The organism is Chryseobacterium sp. HR92, assembly GCF_045689405.1.
GTDB lineage: Bacteria > Bacteroidota > Bacteroidia > Flavobacteriales > Weeksellaceae > Chryseobacterium > Chryseobacterium viscerum_A.
The window spans coordinates 4,297,765-4,309,436 of sequence record NZ_CP139139.1 but is presented as its reverse complement, the minus strand read 5'-3'; the positions used below and the strand labels follow the sequence as shown (position 1 = coordinate 4,309,436).

At 37.4% G+C, this 11,672-nt stretch carries 11 protein-coding genes; all 11 read right to left on the bottom strand.

Going from position 1 to position 11,672, the window contains the following annotated elements; translation table 11 throughout:
• Positions 1-275 precede the first annotated feature (275 nt).
• The gene (locus SFA27_RS19500; protein WP_047377750.1) at positions 276-1,655 is read right to left on the bottom strand and encodes an NADH-quinone oxidoreductase subunit N; all 1,380 of its coding nucleotides are present in this window, start codon (positions 1,653-1,655) and stop codon (positions 276-278) included.
• A 16-nt stretch (positions 1,656-1,671) separates the two neighbouring features.
• Positions 1,672-3,165: a NuoM family protein gene (locus SFA27_RS19495; protein ID WP_047377751.1), complete on the bottom strand. Its 1,494-nt coding sequence runs from the start codon at positions 3,163-3,165 to the stop codon at positions 1,672-1,674.
• A gap of 2 nt (positions 3,166-3,167) precedes the next feature.
• Complete coding sequence (nuoL, locus tag SFA27_RS19490) at positions 3,168-5,081, bottom strand: NADH-quinone oxidoreductase subunit L (protein ID WP_047377752.1); 1,914 nt, start codon at positions 5,079-5,081, stop codon at positions 3,168-3,170.
• Between the two features lie 2 nt (positions 5,082-5,083).
• Positions 5,084-5,413 carry an NADH-quinone oxidoreductase subunit NuoK gene (gene nuoK / locus SFA27_RS19485; protein ID WP_002983557.1) on the bottom strand — a complete coding sequence of 110 codons (330 nt, stop codon included), beginning with the start codon at positions 5,411-5,413 and terminating at the stop codon, positions 5,084-5,086.
• 4 nt (positions 5,414-5,417) lie between these two features.
• Positions 5,418-5,915, bottom strand: coding sequence for an NADH-quinone oxidoreductase subunit J (locus tag SFA27_RS19480; protein ID WP_264519167.1), 498 nt, complete (start codon positions 5,913-5,915; stop codon positions 5,418-5,420).
• Entirely contained in the window at positions 5,915-6,472 is a 558-nt protein-coding gene (locus SFA27_RS19475; protein WP_040996950.1) for an NADH-quinone oxidoreductase subunit I, read from the bottom strand. The genes SFA27_RS19480 and SFA27_RS19475 overlap by 1 nt, the downstream gene beginning before the upstream one ends.
• Positions 6,473-6,596: 124 nt before the next feature.
• Positions 6,597-7,661 carry an NADH-quinone oxidoreductase subunit NuoH gene (gene nuoH / locus SFA27_RS19470; protein ID WP_047377754.1) on the bottom strand — a complete coding sequence of 355 codons (1,065 nt, stop codon included), beginning with the start codon at positions 7,659-7,661 and terminating at the stop codon, positions 6,597-6,599.
• 74 nt (positions 7,662-7,735) lie between these two features.
• The gene (locus tag SFA27_RS19465) at positions 7,736-8,740 is read right to left on the bottom strand and encodes a 2Fe-2S iron-sulfur cluster-binding protein (protein WP_047377755.1); all 1,005 of its coding nucleotides are present in this window, start codon (positions 8,738-8,740) and stop codon (positions 7,736-7,738) included.
• Positions 8,741-8,781: 41 nt separating this feature from the next.
• The gene (locus SFA27_RS19460; protein WP_047377756.1) at positions 8,782-9,693 is read right to left on the bottom strand and encodes a hypothetical protein; all 912 of its coding nucleotides are present in this window, start codon (positions 9,691-9,693) and stop codon (positions 8,782-8,784) included.
• 5 nt (positions 9,694-9,698) lie between these two features.
• A complete protein-coding gene (gene nuoF, locus SFA27_RS19455) occupies positions 9,699-11,057 on the bottom strand; it encodes an NADH-quinone oxidoreductase subunit NuoF (RefSeq protein ID WP_047377757.1) in 1,359 nt (452 codons plus the stop codon).
• Between the two features lie 96 nt (positions 11,058-11,153).
• A complete protein-coding gene (gene nuoE, locus SFA27_RS19450) occupies positions 11,154-11,663 on the bottom strand; it encodes an NAD(P)H-dependent oxidoreductase subunit E (RefSeq protein ID WP_047377758.1) in 510 nt (169 codons plus the stop codon).
• Positions 11,664-11,672 lie beyond the last annotated feature (9 nt).

The window sequence follows — 11,672 nt, the reverse complement described above, 5'->3', positions numbered from 1 at the left end:
GTAAAGTTATGAAAAAAGGAGAATATCGGCAGGGTGAAAATTTTATTTTATTGTATATAATTTACTTGTGCCTTCGGAAATTTTGCAATGTATTTTATAATTTATTGATATTTTTTGGTAAGACAGATTATTGGATTACTGATTAATAAATTTTATCATCAGTAGGATGAATCAAATCAATCTTCCTGTTTCGTTTTTATTTGAATATGAAAAGTATTAACCATAAAAAAGCACAACTGAAAAGTTGTGCTTTTTTATATCTTAAAATTCAGATTTTACAATCCGAACATTCTTGCAAACAGATCCGGGAAAACCCCAAGGATGATAATCAGAGCAATTATTATTACTGCAATGATGTTGTAAGTCAATGTTACTTTTTCTGATGATTTGAATGTAGATTCTTTAAAGAAGAACATTGCGATAATCAGTCTTAAATAGTAAGCGATAGACAGGGCAGACCCTAATACAGCCACCAATACTAAGAAAGCTGCACCGTTCATAGCCTGGGAGAATAAAGCAAATTTCCCCATGAAACCAGCTGTTAGCGGAACTCCTGCCATTGAAAGCATAGAGATTGCTGCTGCTGTTGCTAATAAAGGTTCAGTTTTCGCCAATCCTTTGAATGCTCCGAAAGATGTTTCTCTCTTTAACTTTTCTACCCAGATCAGGCACATGAAAACACCTACTGTAGATAAAGAATAAGCAAATAAATAGAATGCAAGGTTATAAGTAGAAAGGCTTGTCATTCCGAAGAATACCAATCCGATATATCCTGCATGAGAAACTGAAGAGTAAGCCAACATTCTTTTTGCATTCGTCTGAGCAAGACCCATAACGTTTGCCAAAAGTAAAGTAATGATTAAGAATACACCTAAAACATTGATCCACTCGTGAGTTACCCCAGCGAAGCCAAGCGTCATCAATCTGAATAGCGCAAAGAATCCTGAGATCTTTACTACACTCGCCATGAAAGCTGTGATTAATGAAGGAGAACCTGCATATACATCAGGGCTCCACATGTGGAAAGGTGCTAAAGCAACTTTGAATGCCAATGCACAAAGAATCAGTAATACTCCTAAAATGAACATTACATTCCCTGAATTAGCTACTCCAAAATCATGAATCTTGTATAGATCAAAACTTCCTGCACTTCCATAGATAAACGCAATCCCGAACAGTAAAAAACCTGTTGCAAACGCACCCATAAGGAAATATTTAATAGAAGCTTCGTTGGATCTCAGATCAGTTTTGTTAGCTCCAGCCATTACATATAATGGAATAGAAAGGATTTCAACTCCCAAGAACATCGTCACCAGGTTCTGGTATCCGAAAAGGATGATCCCTCCACACAATGCGAATAGCATCAATGCGTATAATTCTGACTGGTGGCTTCTGTGATTGCTGAAAGCAAAACCTCCCAGGAAGAATAACAATAAAGTTGTTACGATTGATATTTTAGTGAATAATGCGGTATTGTCACTGTATTCATACATATGCTTGTAATGATCGAAGAACGAACATTCCGGCATAAAACTTACATACAATGCAATGATTAATCCCAAAATCCCAATGTATCTTGCGAATTTTCCTTGTTCAAAAACTCCTGAAAATAACGCAATAACTGCCGTTAGGAAAACAATAATTAAAACACTCATTTCTTAAAATATCAAATTAACTTACCATTGATTGGTAGATAAACTTCACCGAACTACTCACCATGTCGATTACCGGTTGTGGGAAAATACCTAGTAAAATCACAAAAACCGCTAAACTTGCCAATACAGAAAATTCTACTCCTGACAAATCTTTTGCTGTACTTAAAACTGCTTGATCTCCTTCTCCAAACATTGCTTTTCCATAGAATCTCAATAAATATACAGCACAAAGAATTACCGTAAGACCAGCAATTACTGCTGCTGTTCCGTTAAAATCATAAACAGATTTCAACAAAATAAATTCCCCGATGAATCCATTGGTTAATGGAACTCCCATTGAACCTAATATAATGATCAAGAACAACACAGCAAACTTAGGAGCTACTTTAGCTAAACCACCCATTTGTCTGATGTCTCTTGATTTAAATCTTTTGTATAAAATATCACAACAGTAGAATAAACCTACTACGTTGATACCGTGGGCAAAAGTCTGTACCAAAGCTCCTTCAGCACCTTCTACATTGAAAGTTCCTCTAAGAGTAACTACTGCAGAAGCAAAAATCCCTGCTACCATCAATCCTACGTGAGAGAAAGATGAATAGGCAATGATTCTCTTCATATCCGTCTGGATAATAGCGATCAATGCACCGTGAACAATTCCTACAATGGCAAGAATAATTACGATCTGTCCTGAAATTCCTGCTATCGGAAGGGGAGTAATTGGAAGCAAATAACGCATTACACCATATACTGCCATCTTCAGCATGATCCCTGATAATAACATGGATCCCTGAGTAGGAGAGTAGGTATAAGTGTCAGGCTGCCATGTATGGAAAGGGAATACCGGTAATTTCACTGCAAATGCAAAGAAAATAAACCAGAATACCACAGTCTGCTGTACTTCATTCAGCTGAGCATTATATAAATCTGTTAAAGCGAATGATGCAGAGTGGTTGTACACATAGATCAATCCGGCTAACATAAATAATGATCCAACGAATGTATATACGAAGAATTTCGTAGTAAACTCGAACCTTTTATTCTCTTGTCCCCAAAGTCCGGCAATGAACCAAATTGGAATCAAAGTTACTTCCCAGAAAATGTAGAATAACAATCCGTCTAAAGAAGTGAACACTCCTACAAGACCAAACTGCATCAACAGAATCAGTCCGTAGAACGTATTTCTGTAGTTTACACTTTCATTGAAAGATGATAAAATAATGATTGGAGCCAGAATGTTGGTCAATAATAAAAGAAGCATACTCATCCCATCGATACCGAAGTGAAGAGAGCTCTTCATAAATTGTGACCATGGATAATTGATCTCATGCTGCAATACGCTGTCTACTGTCGGAGTAAAATCAAAATCCGAAAGTATATAAAACGTAAGGAGCATTTGTACCAATGCGATTCCAAGCGCCAAATATTTGCTGGAATTACTCTTCCACGCAAAAACTAATCCCGAACCTACTAGAGGTAATAGTAATAATGTTAATAATAAACAAGACATTATTATTGTAATAAAAAGTTAACAATTAATATAATTCCCACAGCTAAAGACATGATAAGGATATATGTCTCTACATTTCCGTTCTGTACACGCTTCATAGCTTTTCCGCTGTCTTCAGCACCATCACCTACAAAGTTTACAAAACGGTCTAAGATACCCTTATCAAACATTTTTCCTCCGCGTCCTAATCCTTCAACAGTTTTTACAATCAATGCGTTGTAAAGTTCGTCAACGTATAATTTCTTAGCAGAAAGCTTTTCCCATCCGGTATAGTTTTCCTCTGCAACAGCCATCTTTTTCTTACTTACATAAGTATTTCTAACGATGAACCATACAGTGAAGAACATAAGTACTGTAGCTGCTAATAAGATCATTTCAGTATTGAAAGGTACTCCTGAAAGAGTAGCTTCCATCTGGCTGTAGCTTTGTTCTGTAAGAACTGGCTTTAACCATTCCATCAGTTTAGCATAGTGGCCGTGACCGATGAAGTGTGGCAGGTTGATAAAACCTCCGATTACAGAAAGGATAGCCAATACGATCAATGGTAATGTCATATTAGACGGGCTTTCGTGTAAGTGGTGTTTCTGTTCTTCAGTACCTCTGAATTCTCCGTGGAATGTCAGGTAGTACAGTCTGAACATATACGTTGCAGTCATTGCCGCTAAAACAAATAAGATTACCCAGTAGATTGGATTTTTAGCGAAAGCTGCTACTAAAATTTCATCTTTAGAAATCATCCCTGATAATAAAGGGAAACCTGAGATTGCCAGTGTTCCGATAAGGAATGTAGCGTGCGTAAGAGGAATGTATTTTTTAAGACCTCCCATGAAACGCATATCCTGTTCGTTGCTCATAGCGTGGATTACAGAACCTGCACCTAAGAATAATAAAGCTTTAAAGAATGCATGTGTCATTACGTGGAACATAGCCGTTGTATAAGCTCCAAGACCTAAAGCAATGAACATAAATCCAAGCTGTGAAACGGTAGAGTATGCCAATACTTTTTTGATGTCGTTCTGACGTAGTGCATAGAATCCTGCCAAAGCAGCCGTTAAGAACCCGATGAATAAAATTCCTCCCTGTACTGTAGGTGCTAAAGTAAATAAGAAGTTTGATCTTACTACCAAATAGATCCCTGCAGTTACCATCGTTGCTGCGTGGATCAACGCTGATACAGGAGTAGGTCCGGCCATCGCATCCGGTAACCATGTATATAAAGGAACCTGAGCAGATTTACCGGTAGCACCGATGAATAAACTCGCTGTGATAAAGATAATCACTGTTCCATCTAATTCAAATTTTGAAGCGTTTTCTGCTACAGAAAGATAATCTACAGCATTGGTCTGAGAAGCAATCATGAAGATACCGATCAATAACGCAAGGTCACCAATTCTGTTCATGATGAAAGCTTTTCTTGCTGCTTTACCGTATTCTTCGTTGGTATACCAGAATCCGATCAACAGGTAAGAACAAAGACCTACACCTTCCCATCCGATGAATAAGATAAGGTAGTTGCTTCCCATTACTAAAAGTAACATAGAGAAGATGAAAAGATTCAGGTAAGTAAAGAACTTATAGAACCCTTTATCATGACTCATATATCCGATAGAGTATAAGTGGATCAGTGAACCGATACCCGTGATGATCATTACCATCATTAAAGAAAGCTGATCAATCTGGAATCCAAAATTGATTTGAACCCCATTTACTCTAAACCATTCAAAAGCTTTTACGATTACAGGCTGGCTTTCAGAATTGAAATTCATGAAAAGACTTACAGCGATACAGAATGATCCGAAAACCATTGCCGTAGCCAAAGATCCAACCAATATTTTTGGAAGATTTTTTCCGAATAAACCGTTAATAAGAAACCCTAAAAGTGGTAAAAGTACTATTGCATATACTAGATTCTCCATTCTTATCCTCTTAATTTATTAAATATACTCACATCTACAGAACGGGTATTTCTATACAGCATAGCAATAATTGCCAAACCTACTGCTACTTCTGCAGCAGCCACTACCATAATGAAGAAAACTAAAAGCTGTCCGTCGCCGTTGCCTTTATACGCTGAAAAAGCTGCCAATAAAAGGTTTACAGAATTCAGCATAAGCTCTACACAGCCCAGAATCACAATAGCATTTTTTCTAAGCAATACTCCCATTACTCCCAAACAGAACAATACTGATGAAAGAATGATGAAGTAGTCCAAAGGGATGCTTTGTATAAATGTATTTACTTCTCCCATAATTTTATAAATCTTTTTTACCGATTAATACCGCGCCTACAATACCTGCCAAAATTAGGATGGAAGCAAGCTCAAACGGTAAAACATATTCATTAAACAAAAGTCTACCCAGATTTTTCGTAAGACCAATACCTCTGTCTACATTTTCAACAACAATGTGGTTGTCCTGTACTCCTCTGAAAACTCCAAGCACACCTACTAAAAGAAGTCCAGCTGTAAAAACTCCAACAAACTTTAAAGTATTGTTCTTCTTACTTTCGTCTCCTTTATTAAGGTTAAGCATCATTAAGATGTAAAGGAAAAGTACCATGATAGCACCTGCGTACACTATAATCTGGATAATTGCAAGGAACTGTGCATTTAAAAGAATGTACATACCTGCAATTGAAAACATCGTAACAATCAATGACAAAATAGCATAGAGAGGATTCCTGGCAAATACAAAGTAAACTGCACTTGCTACTGCTAAAAACGCCACCAAGAAAAATAAAAACTGATCCATTATTTTACCGCATTTTTTTGTTTCTCGGATTGTCTTGTCGTGATATCAATCCTTTCATTTATTTTTTCAACTAATTTATCTTTTCCGTAAATGAAAGAACCTCTGTTGGTTTCCACGTCTACCAATCTGTCAGTAAGGTAGATTGCAGATTTAGGACAAGCTTCTTCACACATACCACAGAAAATACATCTTAGCATATTGATTTCATATACTGAAGCGTACTTCTCTTCTCTGTAAAGACCTTTTTCCTCTTTAGTTCTTTCAGCAGCAGTCATCGTAATGGCTTCTGCAGGACAAGCTACCGCACAAAGTCCACAAGCTGTACATCTTTCTCTGCCTTCTTCATCTCTTTTCAAAACGTGCTGGCCTCTCCAGATGGTGGTTCTTGGTTTCTGTACTTCCGGATACGAATATACTGCGGGAGCACCCTTTATCACGGTTCTTACAGCATGCTTAAATGTAATCCCCATCCCTGTAAAGATTGCAGGAAGGTAGATTTTTTCAGCAAGGGTCATTTCTTTATTGGAAACAACTTTTGATCTGTTTGTAAGTTTCATTTAATTATAGATATTAGATGTTAGACACCAGATTTTAGACTAATCTTGTCTGTTATCTTAATTTTTAATATTCAATATTTACACAAACCTAACAGGTTTTTAAAACCTGTTAGGTTTAGATAATTTAATTTCCAAACGCTAAAATTACAGCTCCTGTAATTAATAGGTTTACCAATGCCATTGGGATTAAAGTTTTCCATCCTAAGTGCATTAACTGGTCATATCTGAATCTTGGAAGTGTCCATCTGATCCACATGAAGATCAGAATTCCGATTACAGTTTTTGTTAAGAATGCTACTATACTCAAGATTCCTGCAGTGTTCTCACCCCAGTTTTGAGTTACCCATTCAATACCAGGATAATTGTATCCTCCGAAGAAAAGAACTACCATGAATGCATTAGAAATAAACATGTTCACATATTCTCCGAACATATATAAACCTAATTTCATAGAAGAGTATTCTGTAGAATATCCTGTTACCAATTCAGATTCACACTCAGGTAAATCGAATGGGTGTCTGTTGGTTTCTGCTAATGCTGCTACAAAGAAAACAAGGAAAGCTATTGGTTGGTAGAAAATATTCCAGTTCAACCCTGAAACCCAAGGAATAACTCCCCATAATTTCCCAGTGGTCTGGCTTTCTGTAATTTCTTTTAAATCTAAACTTCCTGTCATCATAATGATAGAAAGAAGTGCTAATCCCATTGCCAATTCATAAGAAATCATCTGAGAAGAAGCACGGATAGCACCTAGTAATGAATATTTGTTATTCGAAGCCCAACCTCCGATCATAATTCCGTAAACCCCGATTGAAGCCATTCCGATGATGAAAAGCACACCAACATCAATGTTAGCAACCTGAAGATCAAAAGAAGTACCTGCAATATTTAAACTTTTACCCCAAGGAATAACAGCTCCCGTAATCAATGAAATAAACATTACCAAAGCAGGTCCTAATACGAAAAGGAATTTTTCTGCATTGGCCGGCGTAAAGTCTTCTTTGAAGAAAAACTTTCCACCATCAGCAAGAGGCTGCAGCAATCCGAAAGGTCCGGCTCTGTTGGGACCAATTCTATCCTGCATGATAGAGGCTACTTTTCTTTCTGCCCAGGTAGAGTAGGCTGCAATCGTAAGCGATAGCAGGAAAAGTGCTAGTACAAGTATAAGTTTAAATGTAAGTAAATCCATCCTGAATTTTAGATTTTAGATTTTAAATTATAGATTTTAAATGAATGCAAAATCTATAATTTAAAATTTATAATTTATGATAATTTTTCGTCTTTTTCACTGATTTCTTTAGCCATAGGATTGTCTAAAACTCTTAGCTCATCCTTAGGTTTTTCGTAGTGGTTCAATGAAATGACAGAGTGTCTGTCGATATGTCTAGGACCTTCGATGTTCCAGTCTGATAATGCTTTTCTTTCGAAACGACATGTATCACAGATGAATTCTTCCACTTCACCCCATTGGTCTTTTCTTGCAGTTACTCTTACAACTTCGTCACCTTTCATCCATACTACAGTCTTTCCGGAGCACTTATCACATTTACAAGAAGCGTTCATTGGTTTTGTAAACCATACTCTGCTTGCAAAACGAGCTGTTCTGTCTGTTAATGCTCCTACCGGACAAACGTCGATAACGTTTCCGATGAAGTCATTGTCTAAAGCTTTATTTAGATAGGTTGAAATTTCAGCGTGATCTCCTCTGAAAAGAATACCGTGTTCTCTTGTTTCTGTAAGCTGGTTGGCTGTCAATACACATCTTGCGCAAAGAATACAACGGTTCATGTTCAATTTGATGTTCGGTCCAAGATCATCAGCTTCGTAAGTATTTCTTTCAAATTCTGTTCTTGTACTGTCTACACCATGCTCATATCCTAAGTCCTGAAGATGACATTCTCCTGCCTGGTCACAGATAGGGCAGTCCAGCGGGTGGTTTACCAATAAGAACTCGGTAACCGCTTTTCTTCCTTCCTGAGCTTTCTCAGAAGTAAGGTTTTTTACTTCCATCCCATCCATTACATTCGTTCTGCAGCTTGCTACCAATTTCGGCATAGGACGCGGATCTGCTTCAGATCCTTTAGAAACTTCTACCAGACATGTTCTACATCTTCCTCCACTGGTTTCCAACTTGCTGTAGTAGCACATAGCGGGAGGTACAGATTTTCCACCGATTTGTCTTGCAGCTTCCAGAATGGAAGTACCAGGCATCACTTCAGTAGTCTGTCCGTCTATAGTTATTTTGAATTTTTTAACTTCTTCGCTCATATGATATGCTTTAAGCTTTATGCGTTAAGCAATAGGCTTTGTTATTTATATTTCTTTGTATTAAATGTATATCCAATTCCTCCCAGAACCTGTCCGAAAACAAAGTCCTGACGTGCTTTGTCCGGTTTATTGTTCAATGTGGTTTTGATATCCCACATATTGATGTATCCTGCTTTTCCTTCTAATCTCAGCATCCAGTTTTTCCAGAAAACCAAGTTAAGACTGGATCTGATATCGGTTCCCATACCTGCAACGTGAAAACGGTCACTTCTTTCATTACCAAAAAGCTTTACATTACTTTTTGGAAACATAAATCCGATTCCGGCTCCATAAGACCATACTAAATCTATATTTTTCTTGTGAACAAGATTTTTGTATTTCTCAAGACCTAAGTTTTCATAATTAAGTCCATCTGTATGTTCAAAAGTAAGGAACTTCTCATCTGCAAGATTCACTTGCCCGTTCTGAACCATTGCTGCATATTCAGGATCTGAAATATGTCCTTTGAAACCTACAGTCTGGTTCTGATCCATTACATATTTCATATGGTCTATCCCAAGTACCAGTGCTAAATTGTCTTTAATGAAATATCCTATTCTGAAATTATACTGTGTTACAGTAAACCAGCTTGGATCAAAATAGACAATTCCAAATTTTGTAGGTCTGTCTTGTGCAGTTACATTATTCAATTGAAAATCGTACCCGTTTCCGGTAAAATGGATATCAGAATTACTATAAGCAGCTCTGTTCCATCCATAAAATACGAAAACCTGACCTTTTTTGCTTAATGGTAAAGGCTTTTCCTTTTTTTCAGCTTTAATCTGTTGTTTCTCACTTGCTACATATGACAAATCCTCTTCAACGGATCTGTTATAAGTTGCTGTATCACTCTTCTTGTTCTGTGCAAATACAAGATTCGACATCATTAAGCCGACAACCAATAATTTTTTCATCTTATCTACGCATTCTTTTCAACAGCCGGGATAGGATCTGCATAATGTGCCAATCCATAGTTTTGTGTCTGAGACAATTCCGGGTTTTTCACGTGCCACTCAAATTCATCTCTGAAGTGACGGATCGCTGCTGCAACCGGCCAAGCTGCTGCATCACCCAACGGACAAATCGTATTTCCTTCGATTTTTCTCTGGATATCCCAAAGTAGATCGATATCTTCCATTTTTCCTTCTCCTTTCTCGATTTTCTTTAAAATCTTGTACATCCATCCTGTTCCTTCACGGCAAGGAGTACATTGTCCACAGCTTTCGTGATTGTAGAATCTTGCCAACGTCATGGTATGATCTACAATACACTGGTCTTCATCCAATACGATGAAACCTCCTGAACCCATCATTGTTCCGGTAGCAAAACCACCATCAGCTAATGATTCATAGTTCATATATCTTGGCTCTCCATTCACTGTTCTTAACAATAAATTAGCTGGAACAATCGGAACAGAACTTCCTCCAGGAATACAAGCCTTTAATCTTTTACCGTCTTTAATACCACCGCAATATTCATCAGAATAGATGAATTCTTCTACAGTGATCGTCATATCAATTTCGTATACACCCGGTTTGTTGATGTTTCCACAAGCAGAAATCAATTTTGTTCCTGTAGATCTTCCTACACCTATTTTAGCGTATTCAGCACCAGTAATATCAATGATTGGAACTATTGCAGCAATAGATTCAACATTATTTACTACCGTTGGTCTTTCCCAAAGTCCTTTTACAGCCGGGAATGGTGGTTTTAATCTTGGGTTACCTCTTTTTCCTTCTAGGGATTCAAGCAATGCAGTTTCTTCACCGCAGATGTATGCTCCACCACCTCTCTGAACATAAATTTCACAATCGAAACCTGTTCCCAGGATGTTTTTACCTAAAAACCCTGCTGCTTTAGCTTCTTCAATAGCTTCTTCAAGGATATCCGGAATCCATGAATATTCTCCACGGATGTAGATATAAGAAGTATTGGAACCTAAACAGTAAGAAGAAATCAGCATTCCCTCAATCAATAAATGAGGAAGGAACTCCATCAGATATCTGTCCTTGAATGTTCCAGGCTCAGATTCATCCGCATTGACAACAAGGTGTCTTGGAACACCTTCCGGCTTTGCCAAAAAGCTCCATTTCATTCCTGTTGGGAATCCGGCTCCACCACGTCCTCTTAATCCTGAAGCTTTTACTTCTTCAAGAATTTCGTCAGGAGTCATTTTCAAGGCTTTTTCAGCTGCTGTATAACCTCCCTGTTTACGGTAAGTTTCAAAGTAGCGAATACCTTCTATATGTGCGTCTTTAAGTAAAAGTTTTTTACTCATTGTTTATTATGCTTTTAGCTATTGGTTGGTCGCCGTTAGCTTTTTATAATTATTTTAAAAATTAACTGATTTTAAATCCGGGATTCAAAATCTTTATTAGTCTAAAGCAAGTTGTCCCTGTCTGCAAAGTTCAAGGATTTCGTCTACTTTCTCTATTGTTAAATTTTCATGAAAGAATTTTCCTAACTGCAGCATTGGTGCATATCCGCATGCTCCAAGACATTCAGCAGGCTTTAATGTAAACATGCCGTCTTCAGTAGTTTCTCCATCCTTAATATTCAGTTTGGTTCTGATATGGTCAAGGATTTTTTCGCTTCCACAAACCATACAAGGTCCTGTTCTGCAAACTTCCAAAACATATTTACCTACCGGCTTCATATTAAACATGGTATAGAAAGTAGCCACCTCATATACTTCAATGGGTTGGATACTTAATAGTTCGGCAACATAATCCATCACAGGAACATCTAACCATCCTCCGAATTCTTTCTGTGCTAAGTGAAGTACAGGAAGAAGAGCAGATTTCTGTCTTCCTTCAGGATATCTTGCGATAATTTTATGTACCTGTGCTAAACTTTCCGGTTTAAAAGCTATTGTTTCGCTCATTTTTTTTAA

Excerpts from the sequence above, each read along its gene's own strand:
- SFA27_RS19500 (WP_047377750.1), bottom strand. The coding sequence starts at position 1,655 with ATGAGTGTTTTAATTATTGTTTTCCTAACGGCAGTTATTGCGTTATTT.
- SFA27_RS19495 (WP_047377751.1), bottom strand. The coding sequence starts at position 3,165 with ATGTCTTGTTTATTATTAACATTATTACTATTACCTCTAGTAGGTTCG.
- nuoL (WP_047377752.1), bottom strand. The coding sequence starts at position 5,081 with ATGGAGAATCTAGTATATGCAATAGTACTTTTACCACTTTTAGGGTTT.
- nuoK (WP_002983557.1), bottom strand. The coding sequence starts at position 5,413 with ATGGGAGAAGTAAATACATTTATACAAAGCATCCCTTTGGACTACTTC.
- SFA27_RS19480 (WP_264519167.1), bottom strand. The coding sequence starts at position 5,915 with ATGGATCAGTTTTTATTTTTCTTGGTGGCGTTTTTAGCAGTAGCAAGT.
- SFA27_RS19475 (WP_040996950.1), bottom strand. The coding sequence starts at position 6,472 with ATGAAACTTACAAACAGATCAAAAGTTGTTTCCAATAAAGAAATGACC.
- nuoH (WP_047377754.1), bottom strand. The coding sequence starts at position 7,661 with ATGGATTTACTTACATTTAAACTTATACTTGTACTAGCACTTTTCCTG.
- SFA27_RS19465 (WP_047377755.1), bottom strand. The coding sequence starts at position 8,740 with ATGAGCGAAGAAGTTAAAAAATTCAAAATAACTATAGACGGACAGACT.
- SFA27_RS19460 (WP_047377756.1), bottom strand. The coding sequence starts at position 9,693 with ATGAAAAAATTATTGGTTGTCGGCTTAATGATGTCGAATCTTGTATTT.
- nuoF (WP_047377757.1), bottom strand. The coding sequence starts at position 11,057 with ATGAGTAAAAAACTTTTACTTAAAGACGCACATATAGAAGGTATTCGC.
- nuoE (WP_047377758.1), bottom strand. The coding sequence starts at position 11,663 with ATGAGCGAAACAATAGCTTTTAAACCGGAAAGTTTAGCACAGGTACAT.